Annotated in this window: 20 protein-coding genes; 4 read left to right on the forward strand and 16 right to left on the reverse strand. The window is 68.2% G+C overall.

What is annotated here, in order from left to right; all coding sequences use genetic code 11:
- Nucleotides 1–270 precede the first annotated feature (270 nt).
- On the forward strand, nucleotides 271–1,317 hold the full coding sequence (locus EAH73_RS09945) for a glycoside hydrolase family 5 protein (protein ID WP_140466333.1): 1,047 nt from the start codon (nucleotides 271–273) through the stop codon (nucleotides 1,315–1,317).
- 18 nt (nucleotides 1,318–1,335) lie between these two features.
- Here EAH73_RS09945 and EAH73_RS09950 read toward each other — a convergent pair whose 3' ends face one another.
- The 11 genes from EAH73_RS09950 to EAH73_RS10000 form a co-directional block, all read right to left on the reverse strand.
- Complete coding sequence (locus EAH73_RS09950) at nucleotides 1,336–2,442, reverse strand: glycosyltransferase (RefSeq protein WP_140466334.1); 1,107 nt, start codon at nucleotides 2,440–2,442, stop codon at nucleotides 1,336–1,338.
- A 17-nt stretch (nucleotides 2,443–2,459) separates the two neighbouring features.
- Nucleotides 2,460–3,188 carry a polysaccharide deacetylase family protein gene (locus EAH73_RS09955; protein WP_140466335.1) on the reverse strand — a complete coding sequence of 243 codons (729 nt, stop codon included), beginning with the start codon at nucleotides 3,186–3,188 and terminating at the stop codon, nucleotides 2,460–2,462.
- The gene (locus EAH73_RS09960; protein WP_140466336.1) at nucleotides 3,188–3,802 is read right to left on the reverse strand and encodes a hypothetical protein; all 615 of its coding nucleotides are present in this window, start codon (nucleotides 3,800–3,802) and stop codon (nucleotides 3,188–3,190) included. The genes EAH73_RS09955 and EAH73_RS09960 overlap by 1 nt, the downstream gene beginning before the upstream one ends.
- Before the next feature lie 95 nt (nucleotides 3,803–3,897).
- Entirely contained in the window at nucleotides 3,898–4,539 is a 642-nt protein-coding gene (locus EAH73_RS09965) for a hypothetical protein (RefSeq protein ID WP_140466337.1), read from the reverse strand.
- Between the two features lie 25 nt (nucleotides 4,540–4,564).
- On the reverse strand, nucleotides 4,565–5,965 hold the full coding sequence (locus EAH73_RS09970; protein ID WP_140466338.1) for an oligosaccharide flippase family protein: 1,401 nt from the start codon (nucleotides 5,963–5,965) through the stop codon (nucleotides 4,565–4,567).
- A 128-nt stretch (nucleotides 5,966–6,093) separates the two neighbouring features.
- Nucleotides 6,094–7,311 carry a PP2C family protein-serine/threonine phosphatase gene (locus EAH73_RS09975; RefSeq protein WP_140466339.1) on the reverse strand — a complete coding sequence of 406 codons (1,218 nt, stop codon included), beginning with the start codon at nucleotides 7,309–7,311 and terminating at the stop codon, nucleotides 6,094–6,096.
- A 16-nt stretch (nucleotides 7,312–7,327) separates the two neighbouring features.
- Complete coding sequence (locus tag EAH73_RS09980) at nucleotides 7,328–8,461, reverse strand: ABC transporter permease (protein ID WP_240047200.1); 1,134 nt, start codon at nucleotides 8,459–8,461, stop codon at nucleotides 7,328–7,330.
- Between the two features lie 2 nt (nucleotides 8,462–8,463).
- Nucleotides 8,464–8,721, reverse strand: coding sequence for a hypothetical protein (locus EAH73_RS09985; RefSeq protein WP_140466340.1), 258 nt, complete (start codon nucleotides 8,719–8,721; stop codon nucleotides 8,464–8,466).
- A 97-nt stretch (nucleotides 8,722–8,818) separates the two neighbouring features.
- The gene (locus EAH73_RS09990; protein ID WP_240047201.1) at nucleotides 8,819–9,355 is read right to left on the reverse strand and encodes a c-type cytochrome; all 537 of its coding nucleotides are present in this window, start codon (nucleotides 9,353–9,355) and stop codon (nucleotides 8,819–8,821) included.
- Nucleotides 9,356–9,430: 75 nt separating this feature from the next.
- Entirely contained in the window at nucleotides 9,431–10,786 is a 1,356-nt protein-coding gene (locus EAH73_RS09995) for a glycosyltransferase (RefSeq protein ID WP_140466341.1), read from the reverse strand.
- Nucleotides 10,783–11,877: a lysylphosphatidylglycerol synthase transmembrane domain-containing protein gene (locus EAH73_RS10000; RefSeq protein WP_140466342.1), complete on the reverse strand. Its 1,095-nt coding sequence runs from the start codon at nucleotides 11,875–11,877 to the stop codon at nucleotides 10,783–10,785. The genes EAH73_RS09995 and EAH73_RS10000 overlap by 4 nt, the downstream gene beginning before the upstream one ends.
- Before the next feature lie 180 nt (nucleotides 11,878–12,057).
- Between EAH73_RS10000 and ruvC the strand changes: the two genes are divergently transcribed.
- Nucleotides 12,058–12,648: a crossover junction endodeoxyribonuclease RuvC gene (ruvC, locus tag EAH73_RS10005; protein WP_140466429.1), complete on the forward strand. Its 591-nt coding sequence runs from the start codon at nucleotides 12,058–12,060 to the stop codon at nucleotides 12,646–12,648.
- A gap of 21 nt (nucleotides 12,649–12,669) precedes the next feature.
- Here ruvC and EAH73_RS10010 read toward each other — a convergent pair whose 3' ends face one another.
- The 3 genes from EAH73_RS10010 to EAH73_RS10020 form a co-directional block, all read right to left on the reverse strand.
- Nucleotides 12,670–13,494 (reverse strand): PhzF family phenazine biosynthesis protein, encoded by an 825-nt coding sequence (locus EAH73_RS10010; RefSeq protein ID WP_140466343.1) that lies wholly within the window; start codon nucleotides 13,492–13,494, stop codon nucleotides 12,670–12,672.
- 109 nt (nucleotides 13,495–13,603) lie between these two features.
- Nucleotides 13,604–14,434 carry a phosphatase PAP2 family protein gene (locus EAH73_RS10015; RefSeq protein ID WP_140466344.1) on the reverse strand — a complete coding sequence of 277 codons (831 nt, stop codon included), beginning with the start codon at nucleotides 14,432–14,434 and terminating at the stop codon, nucleotides 13,604–13,606.
- A gap of 170 nt (nucleotides 14,435–14,604) precedes the next feature.
- A complete protein-coding gene (locus EAH73_RS10020) occupies nucleotides 14,605–15,798 on the reverse strand; it encodes a DUF1624 domain-containing protein (RefSeq protein ID WP_140466345.1) in 1,194 nt (397 codons plus the stop codon).
- 241 nt (nucleotides 15,799–16,039) lie between these two features.
- Between EAH73_RS10020 and EAH73_RS10025 the strand changes: the two genes are divergently transcribed.
- On the forward strand, nucleotides 16,040–16,312 hold the full coding sequence (locus EAH73_RS10025) for a hypothetical protein (RefSeq protein WP_161599500.1): 273 nt from the start codon (nucleotides 16,040–16,042) through the stop codon (nucleotides 16,310–16,312).
- A gap of 65 nt (nucleotides 16,313–16,377) precedes the next feature.
- Here EAH73_RS10025 and EAH73_RS10030 read toward each other — a convergent pair whose 3' ends face one another.
- Nucleotides 16,378–17,517 (reverse strand): spore photoproduct lyase family protein, encoded by a 1,140-nt coding sequence (locus tag EAH73_RS10030; RefSeq protein ID WP_240047202.1) that lies wholly within the window; start codon nucleotides 17,515–17,517, stop codon nucleotides 16,378–16,380.
- Nucleotides 17,518–17,635: 118 nt separating this feature from the next.
- Between EAH73_RS10030 and EAH73_RS10035 the strand changes: the two genes are divergently transcribed.
- Nucleotides 17,636–18,154: a 2'-5' RNA ligase family protein gene (locus EAH73_RS10035; RefSeq protein ID WP_140466347.1), complete on the forward strand. Its 519-nt coding sequence runs from the start codon at nucleotides 17,636–17,638 to the stop codon at nucleotides 18,152–18,154.
- A gap of 14 nt (nucleotides 18,155–18,168) precedes the next feature.
- Here EAH73_RS10035 and EAH73_RS10040 read toward each other — a convergent pair whose 3' ends face one another.
- A complete protein-coding gene (locus tag EAH73_RS10040) occupies nucleotides 18,169–19,698 on the reverse strand; it encodes a glycosyltransferase family 39 protein (RefSeq protein WP_140466348.1) in 1,530 nt (509 codons plus the stop codon).
- Nucleotides 19,699–19,886: the final 188 nt, after the last annotated feature.

Here is a 19,886-nt window from a genome sequence, read left to right on the forward strand (position 1 = left end):
GGCCAGAGCGCGTGGCTGCCTGCCCCCGGCCGCTACGCTGCGCGGGGCCCCACCAAACAAGTTATTCGGATAAGAACGATCATGCTGGGCCCAGCATGATCGTTTTGCTTTGGGCCGATGCGAACAGGTGATAAATGGCCCATAGCGCTCAGTAATACATTTTCAGCAATTGCTGGGCGCTGGGTGCGCGCGGGCTAGCGAACGGTGGCGCGTCCAGCCCCGGGGCCCTAAATTGAGCCGCTGCCGCCAACGGCAGCGCTTGCCATTGCCATGCTCAACCCCCGAAAAACCCTACTATTGGCCGCGGCCGCGGCCCTGCTGCTGCCCGCCGCGGCCCAGCCACCCGCTCGGCTTGAAGCGCCCAACCATTTACCCAGCAATCACTTAACTATAACTCCGACTGCGCGGCCCGCCAGCTTTGTGCAGCGGCACGGGGCCCTGCGGGTGGAGGGCACCCAGCTGGTGGACCAAAAGGGCGAAAAAATTGCGCTGCGGGGCGTTAGCTTCGGCTGGCACAGCCTGTGGCCGCGCTTCTACAACGAGGCGGCGGTGGGGTGGCTGGCGCAGGATTTCCACTGCAACGTGGTGCGGGCGGCGATGGGCATTGAGGTGGGCGAGCGGTGCTACACGAAGGATCCGGCGTTTTCGAAGGCCAAGGTGAAGGCCGTGGTGGACGGGGCCATCAAGGCCGGCATCTACGTCATCATCGACTGGCACAGCCACAACATCAACCTGGCCGAGGCTAAGGAATTCTTCGGCGAGGTATCGAAAACCTACGCCAAGACGCCCAACGTTATTTACGAGGTCTTCAACGAGCCCGACCAGGAAACCTGGCCCGAGGTGAAGGCCTACGCCGAGGAAATCATCCGGGTAATTCGGGCCAACGACCCCAACAACGTCATCCTCGTGGGCTGCCCGCACTGGGACCAGGACATCAACCTGCCCGCCGCCGACCCCATCCGGGGCCAGAAAAACCTGATGTACACCATGCACTTCTACGCCGCCACGCACGGCAAGGCGCTGCGCGACCGCACGGACGCGGCCTTGGCCAGCGGCCTGCCGGTGTTCATCTCCGAATCGGCGGGAATGGAGGCCTCCGGCGACGGGCCCCTGAACCCAGCGGCCTGGCAAGCCTACATCGACTGGATGGAAGCCAAGGGCCTGAGCTGGATCACTTGGTCGGTGTCCGACAAAGACGAAACGTGCTCGATGCTCCAGAAATCGGCCAGCTCCACGGGGCCCTGGAAGGATACCGATTTGAAGGAGTCGGGCCGGGAAACCCGGGCGTACGTGCGGCGCTACAACGTGGAAAAGTAGTCGTTTGCGCCGGGGGCCCTAATCGTAGCGGCGCCCCTTCCATACCACGGCCCCTCCGAAGAGGCGCACGTAGCCCATGCCCAGGGTGAGGGCCAGCGTGTAGCCCTCGAAGAGCGGCAGCAGCCAGGGGCGCAGGCGCAGGCCGGCGCGGCGGTAGCACACGGCCGCCAGGGCCCCTTGCACGGCCACGCGCCCGCCCCCCAGCGCCAGCGCCAGGCCCGGGGCTCCGGCCCACACCAGGGCCCCCAGCGCCGGCCAGAAGCTACTGTACACCAGCAGCTCTAGGCGCAGGCGCAGCGGCAGGGCCTGCACGCCGCGCAGCCAGCGGTGGCGCTGCCGCAGCAAGGCCCGCCAGCTGGGCATGGGCAGCGAATCGGCGCGGGCCTCGGCGCTGAACACGTGGCGGAAGCCGTAGCCCCGCGCCAGCACGGCCCGGAACAAAGCGTAATCTTCGGTGACGGAGAACGGCAGGGCTTCGTAGCCGCCGGTGGCCTGGTAGGCGGCGCGCGTCACGAGCATGTTGTTGCCCATCGCCGTGACGGGCCGGCCGCCGGCGCTCACCACCTGGATGAGGCCCAGCGAGAGCAGCCAGTCGAGGCCCTGGAGGCGGTCGAACAGCCGGGGCCCCCGCACGGCGGTAATGCCCGTGACGGTGCCCACCCCGGGCGCGGCGTGGGCCAGCAACGCGGTGATCCACGTGGGCGGCAGGTGGATGTCGGCGTCGGTGACGAAGAAGTAATCGGTGGTGGCGCGGCGGGCCAGGTGGGCCAGCACGTTGGCCTTGCCGCGGGCCGTGCCCAAGGCGTCGGCAATGGGCACAACTTCAAAATGCCCGGCAAAGCCCCACATGGCGGCTTCGGCCACGGCGGCGGTGCCGTCGGTGCTGCCGTCGTCGCCGAGCAGGATTTCCAACAATTCGGGCGGGTAGCGCAGGGCGCGCAGGCTGGCCAGGCAGCGCGGCAGGGCCGCGGCCTCGTTGCGGGCGGCCAGCAAGATGCTGACGCGGGGCAGCGGCACGGGCAGGGGCCCCGGCGCGGGGGCCCCGCGCCGGGTGGCCAGGGCCCCCGCCGAGCCGGCCAGCACCAGCAGCCACAGCAAGCAGTACAGCAGCAAAAAGGTCGTCATCACGCCCAAAGAACGGGCTACAATGCCGCGAATTCGTAGCCGCGCCGGGCAAAGTACCTCAGCACGTTTGGCAGCACGTGGCGGAGGCGGGCGCTGGCCTTGCGGCTGTCGTGAAACACGAGAATGTCGCCGGGGCGGGCGGCGGCCAGCGTCAGGCGCAGGCACTCGGCGGGGGCCAGCTGGGGGTCGTAGTCGCGGGTGAGCACCGACCACAGCACCACCCGAAACTCGGGCCGCAGCGCCCGCAGCAGCGGCCATGTGAGGCGGCCGTAGGGCGGCCGGAACAACGGTTTGGCCTGATTGGCTGGTGGTTGGCCGCCAGCCGTTGATGCCAAGGCAGCCCCACTCGGCGCGTCAATCCCTAAGCTGCGCAGTATCTGCTGGCACTGGGCTACGCCGGCTAAGTACTCGGTGCGGGGGGTTTGCCAGGCGCTGCGGTGGTGCTGGGTGTGGTTGCCGAGGCGGTGGCCGGCGGCCAAGGCGGCGCGGGCAATTTCGGGGTAGCGGGCCAGGTTGTCGCCCACGCAAAAGAACGTGCCTTTGGCGTCATACTCTGCCAATTGCGCTAGCACCCAAGGCGTTTCCTCCGGAATGGGGCCATCGTCGAAGGTGAGGTAGAGGCGCGGGCGGCCGCTGGGGCCCGCGGCGGGGGCGTGCCACTCGGCCCCCGGCAGCAGGCGGTGCAGCAGCCGCGGCGGGCGCGTGAGCAGGGCCGCTTCCAACCAGCCCGTCAGCGGCCCGGCCATCAGCGGGCGATGCGCATGTAGGGCACGCCGGCGCCGGGCAGCGGGCCCAGCACCTGGGCCAGGGCCTTCAGGAAATTGGGGGCCGTGTCGGGCCGGCCCGCGGCGGGGCCCCGGCCGAGCTGGCGGTAGTGCTCGCCGCGCCATTCACCCACGGCGGTGGGCGTGCCGGCCTCGTCGGAGCTGCGGCCCAAGGTGGCTTCGAGCAGGAAGTAGCGGGGGCGCGCGGCATCGAGGGCTTCGGGGGCGGGGGCCCCGGAACCGGCGGCCGGGCCGTCGCCCTCGTCGCCCTCATTGTCGTCCTTTTCGTCAGGGTAGTCGTCCGCGTCGTTTTCGTACACCAGGGCCCCAAAGTGGGCTTCGGTGCTGGCCTGGGGGGCGGGCAAGTGCAGCAGGGCCACGGCGCGGCCGGCTACCTCGTGCCAGGTGAGGCGCAGGCCGCGGGCGGGCACGTGCTCGGCAGGCGGCAGGCCCTCAGCGGCCTTCTCCCACATGTAAAGCAGCAGCTCGCGGGCCAGGGCGGGGTCGGCCAGCTCGCGGCGCACGGCGGCGGGCCGGCGGCCGGCCAGCTGGGGCACGAGCACGTGGGCAAAAGCGTAAGGGTGCGGACGGGCCATAAGTGGGGCAAAAGTAGGCCGCCGGGGCTTAGTTGGAGGTTGTTAGTTGGCCGTTGTTGGCGGGAGGGCGGCCATTGGCAAATTCTATTTGTCCACTATTTCAGCAACTCCGCTTCTATTGCCCCGGTCCTGAGAAACGAAATATCTTCCGTGGTGAACGTCTTATTCACGTACCGGCTCCTCACATAAAGCACGCCGTACCCATCAAAGTATTTGCCCTTACGAATAGTCAGCAGACTGTTAGCTGGGTATTTCGCAAGAAATCGACATATTGGTTGTGCGCAAATCCTTTGATAACCAATTCCTTGGTTCTTGCTATTCAAGACGTAGAGCGTATAGGAATGGCAGTAGCCGCGGCCATATATTTCGATAAACTGCAAAGAATCTTGCTGGAGCAGCGCCGAAGCGCTGCACTTGTCGCAGAGTTGCTCCAGCGCGTGCCTTCGCGTCCGATTGGCCTCGTTAATTAATATAGAATCCAGGGGTGCTCTGGGCACCACGGCTACGGCTAGTGAAGTATCCGCTTCATGGGCTGCAAGCGCATTTATTTCGAGGGCTTTGCTGGTAAACGCCCCGTTGAGCCGTTCCAGGTAGCCCGCCGTACCGGCCGCGCAGGGCAGCAAATTGAGGGCAATTTTAGGCTTTGGCTGAGCTGTCTTTCCACCTGTGGTGCAAGCCCCGAGCCACACTACTCCCAAAAAAATAGCGCGGAGAATAGGCGAAGCTCCTTTGTACATGGCGTTGGGCAACCGACTGCGTTCCTCACGTAAGGGGCTTGCCTTTCGGCAGCAGGGCCCGGATTTCGGCCCACTGCACGGCGCCCGTGGCCAGCAAGATGGGGCCGAACAGGGACCCCAGCAGGCCCGCTTCCAGCCACCAGGGCAGCGACAGGCCGGCGCGCGCGGCCCACCAGGCCCCGCACAGCAGCCCGAAGGCCAGCAGCAGGCGCGCCAGCAGGGCCCACGGCAGGGCCACGCGGGTGCGCCGCGCCACCAGCACGAGGTAGGCCGCCGACACGGCCACGGCGCAGACCAGCGTGTTCAAGGCGGCGGCCACGGCCCCGAAGCGGGGCAGCAGCACCAGGTTCAGCACCACGTTCAGGGCGAGGCTGGCGGCCACGGCGCGGCTCACGGCGCCCTCGTGGGCGGTGCTGGTGAGCAGGGTGCTGTAGATGGCGAAGAAGGCGTGCACCAGCACGTTGAGGAACAAAATGCGCAGGCAAAGCGCCATTTTGGCCAGCTCCGCCGGGCTGCTGTGGTGGAACTGCCAGAACAGCACTTCGCCCCGAAACAGCCCGAACGCCACCGCGAACATGAGCGGCGCGGCCACCACCCGCTGCCCAAACCAGAGCAGCTTGCGCTGGGCCTCGGCGTCGTGCGGGGTGCTGGCAAATTTGGCAAAAAACAGCGGCAGCACCGTCCAGGCGTACATCATCACGGCGTCGGCCCAGCGGTAGGCCCCGGCGTAGTAGCCGGCCTCGGCGGGCGAGTGCAGGCGCTCGAGCATCACCATGTCCACGCGCTCGTTGATGCCGTAGAGCAGCGCCATCAGGGCGAAGGGCAAGCTGGCGCGCAGGGCCTGCCGCGCCCGGGGGCCCTGCCAGCGGTAGCGCACGCGGCCAAACAGGCGCGTCATCAGCCCATAGAGCAGCGCCGCCGTGAAAGCCGCCGCCCCCAGCCGGGCCCCCACGTAGCTGCCCAGCGTGAGGCCGCCCGGCAGCAGGGCCAGGATGGCGGCCAGCAGCAGGGCTTTTTCGAGCACCGAGAGCACGGCGTCGGTGTTGAAGTGCTGGCGGGCTTGCACGGGGCCCCGCAAAAACTGCCCGTACTGGGTGAGCAGCAGCGCCGCCGACACCCCCGCCAGCAGCCCCAGCTGGGGCCCCCGGTAGCCCAGCGCCCAGCCCACGGGCAGCAGCACGGCCAGCCCGGCCAGGCCCAGCCCCCCGCGCAGGGGCAGCAGCACCGGGAATTCCTGGGCCAGAAAATCGGGCGCGGCGGCCAATCGCTGCACCACGTAGGGCGTCAGGCCGAGGTCGGCGAGGGCGGCCACGGCAATGGCCAGCGCCGAGAGGGCGGCCACCAGCCCGAAGGCCGCGTGGCCCAGGCGGTCCTGCACCAGGTTTTCGACCACGATCCAGCCGGGCTTGATGGCCAGGTTGAGCAAAACGACGAGGCTGAGGTTGCCGAAAAACCGTTTGATGCGGGGTATGCGTTAGGGCGGCGCGGGCACCGCGCCCACGCCGGGCAAAGTTACGCCCCCGGGCCGGCCGAAGGAGGGCCCCCGGGGGCCCCCTATTTCAGGCGGCAGCTGAGGATGGTCACATCGTCGGCAAACTGGTCGGTGCCGCCGCCAAAGGCCTGGATTTCGCGCAGCAGCGTTTCGTGCAGGCGCGGCAGGGGCAGGTAGCGGTTTTGGGCGATGACGCGCAGCACACCTTCTTCGCCAAACTCATTGCCCTCGGCGTCAAATACTTCCGTCAGGCCATCGGTGTAGGTGAAAAGCAGCGAGCGGGGCGGCACCAGCACTTCGCCCACCTCCAACCCGGGCAGTTCCTCAATGATACCAAGCATGACGGTGCCGGTTTTGAGGAACTGCGGGGGCCCCTGGTCGGGCAGCAGGATGGGGTCGTTGTGGCCGGCGTTGATGAAGCGCAGGCGGCGGGTGCGGCCGTCGTAGATGCCCAGGAAGGCGGTGATGAATTTCTCGCCCCCGGCGTTGCGAAAGATCAAGTGGTTGAGCTCGTGGGCGATAATGGCCAGGTCGGCGCCCTGGCGCAGCAGCGTGCGCAGCCCGGCCTGGAAGTTCGACATGAGCAGGGCCGCCGCCACGCCCTTGCCGCTCACGTCGGCAATGCAGAGCAGCAGGCGGTCGGCATCGATTTCCACCACGTCGAAGTAGTCGCCCCCGATTTCGGTGTGCGGCACATAGGTGCGGGCCACGGCCACGGCCGCGTTGTTGGGCAAGTGCGTGGGAAAGAGCAGGCGCTGCACGTCCTGGGCAATCTCAATTTCGCGGCGCAAGGCCGCCGCCGCCACCCGCTGGCGGGTGAGGCGGCGGTTTTCCACGGCCCCGATGAGGATATTGGCCAGCGTTTCGAGAAACTTGGTGGCCTCCTGGCTGGCGTAGTCGGCCTGGGCCGTGCCGATGAGGGCATAGGCCAGCACCCGCCCGCCCAGGCTCACCGGAATCACGGTTTCGAAGCCGGCCCAGGCGGGCCCCAGGTCGAGGCCCTGCATGACGCAGGGCACGGCGCAGCACTGGTCCTGCACCACCGCCGGCAGGGGCCCCACGGCCACCGGGAAGGCCACTTCCTCGCGGTACACGCCGTCGGTGAGCACGTACAGCACCAGCCGCCGCACCCCCAGCTGGCCGATGAGCGTGAACTGAAAGATTTTGTAGAGCGCGGCCTCGCTGGTCTCGTCCTGGGTGATGGCCTGGGTGATTTCGAGCAGCGCGGAAAGTTCGCGCTCCTTGAGAAACAGGCGTTTATCGGAAGCAGTGTTGGGCATGGGGAGGGAACAGGGCTTAGCGCACCGCCGTTTTGGGGTCGTAGGCGTCGCGCAAGCCGTTGCCCAGCAAGTTAAAGCTTAAAACCAGCAGCGAGATGGCCGCGCCCGGCAGCACCGTCAGCCACAGTCCAGCTTGGGTGCCCAGCAGGTCGTAGCCCTCCTTCACCATCAGGCCCCAGCTGGGGGCCGGCGGCTGCACGCCCAGGCCCAGGAAGCTCAGGCCGGCTTCGAGCAGGATGGCGGCGGCGAAGTTGCTGGTGGCCAGCACCAGCAGGGGGCCCCGCAGGTTGGGCAGCAGGTGCCGGGCGATGAGGCGCGACGTGGGCAGCCCCAGCACCCGCCCGGCCTCCACGAAGGTGGCCGAGCGCAAACTCAGCAGCTGGCCGCGCACCACGCGGGCCACGTCCACCCACATCGTGAGGCCCACGGCCACGAAGCTGACCCACACGCCTTTGCTATCCAAAGCTAATGAAATGGCGATGACCAGCATGATACCTGGAATGCTCCACACCACGGTCATCAGCCCGAGCAATACGCTGTCGAGCCATCCGCCGAAGTAACCGGCCAGGGCCCCCACAGCCATGCCGAGCGCCATGGAAATGAGCACCGCCACCAGCCCGATGCCCAGCGAAATGCGGGTGCCCAGCAGCAGGCGGCTCAGCTCGTCGCGGCCGGCCTTGTCGGTGCCCAGCCAGTAGGTGCGGACCACGCGCGGCCCGGCGGCCACGCGCTGCGGGGGCCCCGGCGCGGTGCCAGGCTCGGCCCAGGGCCGCACCAGGGCCGAATCGGGGCCCTGGGCCTGGTAGGCGCTAATGGGCGCTTCCTCGTAGGCGGGCTCGCGGCCGCGCCACCAGGTGCGGAAAATGTTGTTGGACGGGCGGCCGGCCAGGGCCGAATCGGGCAGCGGCCGGCGCAGGAAATCGACCGTGAGGCCGGGGCCCTGCTTTTGCAGCGCCACGAAGCCGTGGCTGGCGTTGGGCGAGTTATCGGGCAAAATCCAGTAGCCCAGCACCGACACCAGCGCGCACAACGCAATGAATACTAGGCCGAACACAGCGGGCCGGTTTTGCCACAGGCGCTGGCGCACGTAGTAGCCCGGCGGGCGGGCGGCCGGCGCGGGCGGCGGGGCGGGCAACACGGGCGGCGCCACGGCTAGCGGGTGTTGTGGCGCAGCAGGCCTTCTTTGGAGGCCAGGTAGCTGGCGTCGGTGGCAATGGCCCCGAAGGAGGTGGGCTCGTAGGCCAGCTCTGTATCGGGGTCGGGCCAGTAGCTGCGGATGAGGCCCTGCTCGAGCAGGCTGCGCAGCTGCTCGCGCAGCTCGGCCACGGGTAGGCCGGTTTTTTCCAGCAAGGTGCGGAACGGGGTGACGAAGTAAAGCTCGTCGAGCAAGTCGAATTCAGGATCGGTCACGGGAGGCGGAAAGCGGCGGAAAGGCAGGTGGGCAAAGGTACTTGTGAGGGCGGGATTGGTGTCATAAAGAGACGTTGTCAGCGTATTCTTGCCCTCGTTAATATGCCGCAGTTAGCGAAGAATCATCAATTGTCACTGCACCTCCCATTTCGGACGAAACGTAGGCAACAATCTCCTCTATTTCTTTATCCGACAAACGAAAAGAAGGCATTTGCTGCTTTTGAAACCTGTTGTAAAGTGCTACAGCGTATTCATCGCCGCTGGCCACCACTTTAGCAGAATTTTTTACCCAAGGAATAATCCAGCCAATAGAACGGCGCTTGGTAATGCCCGCCAGCGCGGGGCCCACTACTTGCTCGTTCACGGCGTGGCACTGGGTACAGTTGGCCTTGAACAAAGCGTCGCCTGCCGCAATAGCGGGCGAAGTCTTGTCAACGACAGGCCTTCCATCCGCTGGTGAAGCCTTGGCCTTGCTGGCCACCAGCGGCGATGCTAATTCGCTTTGCGCCGCAGCGGCAACATCCGCTGCCGCGAACCCCACCAGCCCCGCCCCACTGAGCACCGCGTAGCCCATTAATACCACAATCAACCCCATCCCCACCGTCAGCGCAAAACTCAACGAATTGGTCCGCATGTGCTTGAAAAATTAGGTGATGCCCCATGGTAAATGAACAACTGAGCGGGCCATAAGCTTGCGCCCGCCGAGCTTTTATTTTGCGGCGTTCGTCACCGCCCTACCCTTCCAGCTATACCCACCGCGCCAGCCGGCGGCGCCCACGGCCAGTGCGTAGGGCGCGTAGAGCAGCTGGAGCGGCAGCAGGCCCCACAGCCACCGCCGGGGCCCCAGGAACCGCAGCACCGGGGCCAGCAGCCACCAATCGGCGCCCAGCTTGAGGAGCCAGGCGGTGGCTACCCAGGGCCCCAGCGCGGGCCAGGCCAGGGCCCACGCCGCGCCAGCGGCCAGGGCCACGTTGGCGCCCAGCACCAGCGGGGCCAGGCGGCGCGAAGCGGGGCTTTGGTAGTGGCGCCATTTGCTGGCCCAGCGCACGCGCTGCCGCAGCAGGGCCCCCACGGTGGCGGGCGCGGCGGTGCGCACCACGGCGGCGGCATCGGCCAGGAAGCGCACGGCGCCGGGGCGGGCGGCGTGCAGCTGGTGCATCAGGAACTCATCGTCGCCACTGGCCAGGTGGGCGTGGGCGGCGTAGCCGTTGACGGCCTCGAAGGCGGCGCGGCGGTAGGCCAGGTTGGCGCCGTTGCACATGGTGGGGGCCCCGCGGCCGATGCACGCCGCCCCCACCCCCACCAGGCCCGCAAACTCCAGTCCCAGCAGCCGCTGAAACCACGTATCGGGCCCCGTGAGCAGCACCGGGCCGCTGATGAAATCGGGCGTGGCACCGGCGGCCAGCAGGCGGGCGTAGGCGGCGAGCCAGCCGGGGCCCAGGCGGCAATCGGCGTCGGTGCACACCAGCCAGGGGGCCCCGGCCAGCGCCAGGGCGGCGGCCAGGGCGGCTTTCTTGCCGGTTTGGGCGGGCGCCAGCGCCACCAGCCGCAGCCGAAACGGCAGGCCCGCGGCGGCGGCCCGCACCAGGGCCCCGGTGCCGTCGGCGGAGTGGTCGTCGGCAATGAGCACCTCGAAGCGGGCGGCGGGCAGGGTTTGGGCGGCGAGGTCGGCCAGCAGCTGGGGCAGGGCGGCGGCTTCGTCGCGGGCGGCGATGAGGACGGAGAAGAGCAGCGGGGCAGCTTCGTCGGTGGTGGCGGTGCCAAGTGCTTCGGCGGGGGACCCGGTGGGGGCCTTTTCGGGAAGCCTGGCGACTGCAGGGGCCCCGGCGGCGACGGCCGCTACTGCGGCGCGAGCCGTTGCGGCCGTGGCAGCATCTGCTTTGCTGGGGGCCCCAGCAGCGGCCTCCCCGGGGGCTCTGGTGTCTGTTTCGGCGGCTACCTCAGTGGCATTAGCGGCTTCGGCGGCGGCGCGGCTGCGTTGCCAACCGCCGCGCAGCCACATCATTACGCCGGCGTAGAGCGCGGGCATGGCCAGCAGCAGGGGCCCTACCACGGCCGCCCTCATGCGCTGCGGCTGCGCCACACGCGCAGGCCCGGCACCAGCAGCAGGCCGGCGGCGCTGGGCAGGGCAATGTTGATGACCCACAGGCTGAGGCTGGCCGAGAGCACCGGCAGCGCCGGCTGCCCCAGCAGGCCAAACAAGTGGGTGGCCGAAAGCTCGCGCACGCCTACGTCGGCCAGCGCGTTCAGCGAGGGCACCAACGACTTCAGCAAAAACGTGCCCGCCACGGCGGCCAGCCCGGGCCCCAGCCCCGCCCCCACCCCGTAGGCGCGCAGCAGCAGCAGAAACTGGGCGCAAAACACGCCGTAGCGCAGCCCCGAAATGGCCAGCACCGCGTGCAGGGCCCGGGCGGGGTAGGTGGGCATCACGGCCAGCGCCGGACGGAACCGCCGCAGCGGCCGCCACAGCCCCAGCGCCGCCACCAGCAGCCGCGAGCGGTACAGCGGCACCAGCACCAGCCCACAGACCCCTACGGCCGTGACGATTACCCCCAGCTTCGCCGCCGGGAAGCCCACTAGATAAAACGTCAGCAGAAAGTACAGCAAGCCCGCCACGCCCGCCACCACGGTGGCCACCAGCTGGCAGTAGCGCCCCAGAAACACGGCCCCCAGGGCCCGCACGCGGCGGCTTTTCAGCTCCAGAATGCGGCCGGCGTAGTCGCCCACGCGGTTGGGGGTGGCGAAGCCCAGCGTGAGGCCCACCAGCACGCCCCGCAGGCTGCGCCCGAACGTGACGGGCTCCAGGTGCCGGGCCAGGCGGTGCCACTTCCAGGCCTCCAGGCCCCAGTTGAGGGGCACCAGGGCCAGGGCCCCCAGCACCGGCCCGCGGCCCGTGCCGCCCAGGGCCGTGGCCAGCAGGGCGCGCCAGGCGGCGGCCGTGTCGGGGGCCGCAAACACGGAGTTGTACAGCAAGCCCAGCGTGAGCAACGTCACCAGCACCTTGCCCAGCGCAATCCAGGGGCCCCACTTGGCGGGGGCGCGGGACGAATTTTGGGGCCCCGGGGCGACGGCGCGGGGCAAATCGTGGCCTCCCGGGGCAGCGGCAGCAGTTGGTACGGAGGCGCCCACCGGGGCAGCGGTGGCCAGGACAGGCATTGCCGGAGCAGCGGCAGATACAGTTGAAGCGGCGGAAACGGCCGGGCCGTGGGGCCCCGCGGCGGCGGCGTAACTTTGTAAAGGAGGCTTTGCCCCCGCGTTCCTTTCCCCGTGCCCGCTTTGCCCCCCTTCGTCCACCCCCGCCCCGCCCCGCCGGCCGATTTGCTGCCCAAGGTCATCATGGGCGTCGACCCCGGCACCCAAATCATGGGCTACGCCGTCATCGAGGTGCGCGGGCAGCACGTCACGGTGCTCCGGTACGACGTCATCAACATGAAAGCCCTCGGGTCGAACCATGCGGTAAAATTAAAGCGGATTTTCGACCGCATGATTGAGCTGATTGACGAATTCCTGCCCGACGAGTTGGCCATCGAGGCGCCGTTTTTTGGGGTGAACGTGCAGAGCATGCTCAAGCTGGGCCGGGCGCAGGGCGTGGCCATCGCCGCGTGCCTCTCCCGCCAGATTCCGTACGTCGAATACGCGCCCACCAAGGTCAAGCAATCCGTCACCGGCTCGGGCAGCGCCACCAAGGAGCACGTGGCCCACATGCTGCGCCAAACCCTGGCCCTGCCGCCCATCGCCGAGGCCCCCAAGCTGCTCGACGCCACCGACGCCCTGGCCGTGGCCCTGTGCCACCACTACCAAAAAGGCAACAACGCCACCGCCGCCGGCGGCAAAAGCTGGGGTAAGTTCCTGGCCGAAAACCCCGACCGCCTCAACGCCGCCACCACCAAAAAAGCTACCCCGCGCGCCGCCAAGAAAGCGGTGTAGCGCGGCCTCGCCGCGGCAGCGTTACAGGCCGGCCAAGTTGGGCAGGGCCCCCACGAGGTACGTCACGGCGTAGCCGCCAATGTCCACCCGGTCGCCGCGCAGGCGGCACCACAGCTCGCCGCCGCGGGCCGATTCCTGGCGGGCAAACAACTCAGTTTTGCCCAGCTTAGCGGCCCAAAATGGGATGAGCGTGCTGTGCGCCGAGCCGGTGACGGGATCTTCGGGCACGCCCACTTCGGGGGCGAAAAAGCGCGACACAAAATCGACGCCATCGGGGCCGGGCGCGGTGGCAATCAGGCCGATGTAGCCCAGCGCCACCAGGGCCCCGAAGTCGGGCTGCAGGGCCAGCACGTCCTCAGCAGTGGCGAACTCGACGACTAAATCGCGCGAGGCCAGCACGGCCAGCGGCGCGGCCGCCCCGGGGCCCAGCGACTGCGTGAGCACGGCCGGCACCTCATCGGGGGCCAGCGGCCGGGGCGGGCGGCTGGGGAAGTCAAGCGTGAGGCGGCCGTCGGCCTCGCGGCGCACGCGCAGCGGGCCGCTCTGGCTCTGGAACACGATTTCGTCTTTCGCAAAGCCGCGCTCATTCCAAAGCACGTGGGCGGTGGCTAGGGTGGCGTGGCCGCAGAGGTCAATCTCGAACGTGGGCGTGAACCAGCGCAGGTGAAAATCGGCTTCCTGGCCGGCCAGCGGCACGTAGAAGGCGGTTTCGGCCAGGTTGTTTTCGGCGGCAATCTGCTGCATTAGCGCGTCGGGCGGCCACGCGTCGAGCGGGCACACGGCGGCGGGGTTGCCGGCAAACGCGCGGCGGGCAAAGGCATCGACCTGGTAGATGGGGATGGGCATGGCGGAAGGAAAAACGGCGGCGCGCAAGGCGCCCCGCAAAGATGGGCCCCGGCGCCGGACCGCCCGGCCCCCGCGGTGCGCGCCGGGCCCCCACCCTGCCCCCGGGGCCCTACAGCTGCTTGCGCAGCAGCAGGCCCGAGTAGGCGTAGCCGTTCACGTTCAGGCCTTGGATGGGCGAGAGGGACACGCCCGCGGCGCTGGCTTTTTTGTGCAGCTGCGGCACCACCACGCCCACGGTGGCGCCCACGGCGTAGCCCAGCAGGTTGTCGGTGAGGAAGTGCTTGCCCGCCTCGATGCGGTAGTAGGCCACGACCACTGGCAGGGCAGCCGCCACGCCCCACACGTAGGGCTGGGCCCGCGAGCCGGGGTTGAAGTCGTGGAATACCTTGGCGGCGAAGAACGTGGCCGTGGCCGCGTGGGCCGTGTGGCCAGAAAAGAACGAGTTGGTGGCGATGCGGCCTGTGCGGTCGCCGCCGCCCTCGGGGCCGTAGAGGTAGGGCCGGTTGCGCGACACGTTGCCCACGGAGGTCGTGAAAATGGCGTCCGTGGCGAGCATCGTTTCCAGGTACAGGGCCACCACTTGGCCGTAGCGGCCGCGCGCGGCGGGGTTCAAGGCGAGCAGGCCGGGGGCCACCACGAGCGAGCCGTAGCAGAGAAAGTCGCTGGTGGTCTGGGCCCTGTCGCTGTAATAGCCGGCCGAAAACCGGTCGATGCGGGGCACGTCGTCTTTGCGCAGCGCCAGCAGCTCGGCTTCGGTGAGGCCGGTTTTTTGCTGCACCCGGTAGAGGCCGAAGCCGCTGACGGCCGCCAGGCCCAGCGTGACGGGCGCATCGACCACGAAGCGGGTGTGGTAGGGCGACGGCGCCTGCTGGGCCACCACCGCTGGGGCCCCGGCCAACAGCAGGCCCCCGGAAACTACTAAGGAGGAGAAGAATTTCATCAAATAAGGCGCGTTTGGGTGAAGCTCGAAACGCAAGCGTGCGCCCCGGGGTTAGCGTCGCCCGGCGGTTTTATCCAACCGGTCGCTGCTGCTTCAGCGGCGACACAAAATGCATGCCGCGGCCCAGCTTATTGCTCCCGGGGCCCCAACTAATGCACACGCCCGCTGAGCTACAAATACGCCAGCCACCAGTGGGTGTGCTGCTGCTTATAGCTCTGGTACCAGCGGCAGGGCCAGTAGAGCAGCGCCACCACCACGGCCCACACGGCGTAGGTGCGCCACAGGCTGGGGTGGTAGCCGGCGGGCAGCCCGGCGCCGGGCGGGGCAAACGACAGGTTGAAGGGCCGGCCAAACGCCAGGGTCGTCCACACAAACGCGCCGCCGCTGATGAGGCAAAAGTGGAGCAGGTAGTAAAACATCGGCACCCGGCCGTAGGTGCTCAGCCAGTGGCCTAGGCGGCCGGTGGGGCCCCAGGTGGCCAGCAGCACCAGCGCCACGCCCAGCGTGAGGCACAGAAACAGCAGCGACGGCGGGTACTTCGTGACGTTCACGAACGACAACGCGCTGTACGCCAGGCCGCGCGGCTGCTCGCTCCACGGGGCCGGGTCGCCGTACCAGTTGGTGGCGCGCAGGGCCCCGAACAGCAGCAGGGCCCCGGCGCCCGCCGCGGCCAGCCGCCGGGTGCGCCGGGGCCCCGGCAGCTGGAACCAGGGCCCCACCGCGTAGCCCAGGGCCAGCACGGCGGCCCAAGTCGATACCGTGTAGGCCGCCAGCACAGGCAGCTTGGGGGTGAGCGGGAAGAGAAACGGCCGGTTGTAGAGCAGGGCCCAGCCCACGCCGGCGCCCGTGGTGGGCGCGGTGAACGGCAGCAGGTGCTGGCCGGCAATAAAGGCCAGCGCCAGGGCCCCCACCAGCCCGCGCGGCAGCCAGATGAGGCCCGCCAGCAGCACCATGCCCCACCCCAGGGCCCAAATTACTTGCAGCAAGATGCCGCTGTAGCCCCACTGCAACAGGAAGTTGATGACGACGATTTCCAGCACCACCAGCCACAGCCCGCGCGTGAGCAAGAACCGGCTGACGGCCCCGCGGCTGGCCTGCTTCTGCTGGTAGAGAAACACGCTGACGCCGGCCAAAAACACGAACGTGGGCGCGCAAAAGTGCGTCACCCAGCGCGTAAGAAACAGCGCCACCGACGCGTGGGCCACGTCTTCGGGCCGCACCGCGGTGGGGCTCCAAAACTCGCGGGTGTGGTCGAGGGCCATGATGACCATCGCCAGGCCCCGCACCACGTCGATGGCGGCCACCCGCGGGGTAGCGGCCCGTAGAACCGGACCAGTTTGCAGAGCATCAGCAGATTGGAGCATGGCGGCGGCAGGAATAGTGCAACCGCAATATATCACGCCAGCTCCCGCTTTTGCACCGCTTTCTCCCTTATCGAAACCAGCTGGCCCTGGGTTCGGCAGCGGGGCCCCGGTTGAAGGAGTACGTTTCGATGTAGCTAAACGGCTGCGCGGCCCAGAATTCGGCGGTGGTCATAAAGCGTGGCGGTTAACACGGAGTTGATTGCAAGCGTAAACTACGCTCGCAACCCAACCTCCCATCGCCGTGCCGACCGATTACCAACCCATTGACTGCAACTTCTACGACGTGCTGGAAGCCGCGGCCACCCGCAAGCAGCCGGTTTACCTGCAATACTTCAACGACCTGCGGCAGCTCTGCCAGGAGTCCGTGGCCATCAAAACGTTCGTCACCCGCGACCACGTCGAGTACGCCCAGTTGGCCTCGGGCGAAGAAGTGCGGCTCGACCGCATCATCCGGCTCGACGATACGCCCGCGCCGGGCTTTGCCGACTATCCCGATTACCGCTGTGGCTGCTGATCAGCTCAAATTCGACCAATCAAAAGCCCGCCCCGATGCACTCGGAGCGGGCTTTTGGCGGGGCCCTACGTCCAGTACTGGATGGGCGCGTTCGGGAAACGGCGCTGCCACTCGGTGTAGAACCAGGTCTTTAACTCCTTCATCGTGGGCGGGTTGTACACGTACTTGAGGCCCCCGAACTTGTTGCGCTTCACGGCACGGTCGGTTTCACTCAGGTCGAGGCTGGTGTTGGGGTACCAGCCGAGCAGCACCTCTTTGGAGCCGGGCGTGAAGCGGTGCGTGACGAACTCCACGGTGAGGTCGCAGTCGAAATCGAAGGCCGCGCGCACGCGGTCGAGCAGCTCGCCGTAGTGCTGCTGCCAGTCGGGCAGGGGCATGATGGGGGCCAGCAGCACGCCCACCGGGTAGCCCCCGCCGCCCTGCGCCACGGGCAGTGCCAGCTTGCGCAGGGCCTGAATGCGGGCCTCGATGCTGGCCGTGCCGCCCTCCAACTGCCGGGCCAGGGGCTCGGCGTTGAGCGAGGCGCGGGCGCGGGTGTGGCCGCCGTGGGGCAGGCCGAGCAGGCTCTCCACGTGGTCGTACTTGCTCACGAAGCGCAGGCGGCCGCCCTCGCGGCCGGCGAAGTAGCGCACGGTTTCGGCCAAGGCCCCGGTGAGGTGCTCGATGCCCAGCACATCGGTGTAGCAGCTGGCCTCGAAGCTCACGGAGCGGTCGGCGCGCTCGTACACCTGGGTGTTGGCCAGCAGCTTGGGTAGGTTGGCGAAGGCGCGCACCACGGGCGGGCCGCTGAGGCTGCCGGCCAGATAGCAGTACTGGCAGTGGGCGGGGCAGCCCTCGGCCAGGTTGAGCTGGAAGTCGGCCGAGGGGGGCGTGGGCTGCAGGCGCAGGGCCCCGGCGGGGGCGTTCACCACGGCCAGCGTGGTTTTGGCGGTGCGGTAGGTGGCGCGCTCGTCGTCGCCGCGCAGGCCGGTGAGGCGGTTGCTTTTCAGCAGCTCAATGTCGAGGTTCAGGGCCGTGGCGCGGGCCAGGATTTGCTGGCCGTAGTCCTCCTGCAAGGCGTCGGGGGTGAAGAGCACGCGCTTGGGCAGCCACAGCTTGGCACCGTGCGTACGAGGAGCAGCGGCATCGGCGGAAACGTCGGCGAGCACGGGCATGGCCGCGGGCACCGGGGCGTTGAGAACGGGCAAAAAGAGGTCGGTCTGCATTGGTTGTTTAACACCCCGGCCCGTACAATAGGTCCCTTGGGGGCCCACCAGGGACCATTTATTCGTTCTCTCTGCCAAGTAGTTAGCAGTTATTTTTCAATTGTTTTTGTTGCCCTTCATGTCCTTCGCCTCCCCCGCCCCGCTCATCCTCACCCTGGCCCTTGATGCCGAATCGCAAGACTATTTCAACGAGCTGCGCCGCCAGCATTTTCCGCCGAAGATCAATTACTTAGCGGCGCACGTTACGCTGTTTCACCACTTGCCGGGCGAGGACGAGGCGGCGCTAAAAGACGAGCTGGCCGCCACTTGCCGGGCGCTGGGGCCCCTGCCGGTGCAGGTGGCCAGCGTGCGCTCGTTGGGCCGGGGCGTGGCCTTCAACCTCGAAAACGCCGAGCTGCGCGCCCTGCACCGCCGCCTGCAAACGGCCTGGGCCCCCCTCCTCACGCCCCAAGACCAGCAGAAGCTCCAGCCCCACGTCACCGTCCAAAACAAGGTGGATCCCGCCGTGGCCCGCCAACTGCTGGCCGACTTGCAGGCTGACTTCCAGGCCTTTGCCGCCACCGGCACCGGCCTGAAGCTGTGGGCCTACCGTGGGGGCCCCTGGGAGCTGCGGGCCGAATTTGTCTTCGCGGGCTGAGGCTTGGGGCGGCGCTACTGGCCCTGCCAGGCCGCCAGCTCGGCTTGCTGCTCGCGGCGCACCAGGGCTTGCACGGCCGCGTCGGGGCCCCGGCCCACGATGATGAGCGTGCCGTGCTCGCGGGCGTAGGGGTTGGCCACTTCGCCGGCGCGGCGGTAGGAGGCGAAGTGCGGCGCGATTTCGGGGTGGAACTCGTCGTCGATGATGATGGCTGCGCGGTAGGATTGCGGGGCCGGCCACCAGAACAGGAAGCTGCCGTTGGTGCTTTGGGCCGGGGGCAGCGGGCGGTGGCGGTTGTAGTAGTTGATGGCGCTGGCCTGGCCGTAGTTGGCGCACTTGATGAGGGTGTGGGGGCGCACCGAATCGGGCAGGGCCTGGTAGGCGGCCCAGGTTTTGTCGGCCAGCTCGCGCCAGCCCAGCATGTCGGCGTAGTCCTGGGGCAGGGCGTGGTCGCGGCCGTCTTCCCAATGGTAGAAGCCCCGGCTGACGAAGCGCGGGCGCAAAGCGAGCATCTCGGCCGGCCCCGCCACGGGGTAGATGAACGGGTAAATGCGCACCAGCAGCGCCAGCGGCAGGGCCACCAGCGCCGGCCGCAGCACGGTTTTCCAGCGAGAGTTTTGCAGCCGGGCCGCCCACCACACCGCCCCGAAGCTGAACAGCACCGGGTAGTAGCCCAGGGCGTAATAGTCTTTGCCGTGCAGGGCCGCCAGCAGGCCCACGCCCAGCACCGGCACCCAGCCCAGCGCCCGGTACGCCCGAAATTCGCGCGCCACCAGCAGGGCCCCCAGCCCCGGCAGCCACACCCACGCGGCTCCCAAGCACATGAGCAGCTGCGCTTTCCAAAACGTGCCGGCCTCGACGTGCACCAGCTGGCTGTCGTGCAGCAGCTGCATGTGGTGGCGCACCGGCAGGCCGTGGGCCAGCTGCCAGGCCAGGTTGGGGCCCCACAGCAGCAGCGCCAGCCCCAGCGCGCCCCAGAAGTGGCGGTTGCCGAGCAGGCGGCGGGCGGGCGTGAGTAGCAGGGCCCCCACCAGCGCCGCCCCAAAAAACAGCGTCGTGTACTTATTCAGCAGGCCCAGCCCAAGGGCCGCGCCCAGCCCGTACAGGGCCCCGGGGCGCTGGGTGTGCAGGTAGCGCGCCAGGCAGTACAGGCTTAGCACGAAGCCGAACACCTCGAACGAGTTGGGCTGAAATAGCAGGTTGAGCCGGGCGAAGGCCGTGCCCAGGTAGCAGGTGCCGGCCAGGGCCCCCGCAAACCAGCCGCCGCCCAGCCGCTGCGCCAGCCGCACCACCAGGTACACGGTGGCCGCGCCCCACAGAAACGGCCAGAACTTCACGGCCCAAAAGTCGCCGCCCGCCGCGTTGGTCAGCCAGGCCTGGGCGGCCGTCAGGGGCGGCACTTCGAGGTAGCCCCAGGCCGGGTGGCGGCCGTGGGCCAGGTACAGGTATTCGTCGCGCTGCAGCTCGTACAACGGACTGAGCAGCAAGTAGCCCGACGCGAACTTGACCAGGGCAAACAGCAGAGGGAGCAAGCGCGCTTTCATGCCGGGCAAGGTCGGCAGAAAACGGCGGCCGGGGGCCCCGCCCGGCGCCGGCAACTAAGCGGCGCGGAGCTTGCAACATGGCTATTCCTGGATTCTTCTTGATTTATGGAAACCCAGTGCGATTTTGCGTACCCAACGCCTTTACTTTTACCCCACTAACTCCTTATTTATCCTCGTCCAGCTTCTAT

Source organism: Hymenobacter nivis, assembly GCF_006439025.1.
GTDB lineage: Bacteria > Bacteroidota > Bacteroidia > Cytophagales > Hymenobacteraceae > Hymenobacter > Hymenobacter nivis_A.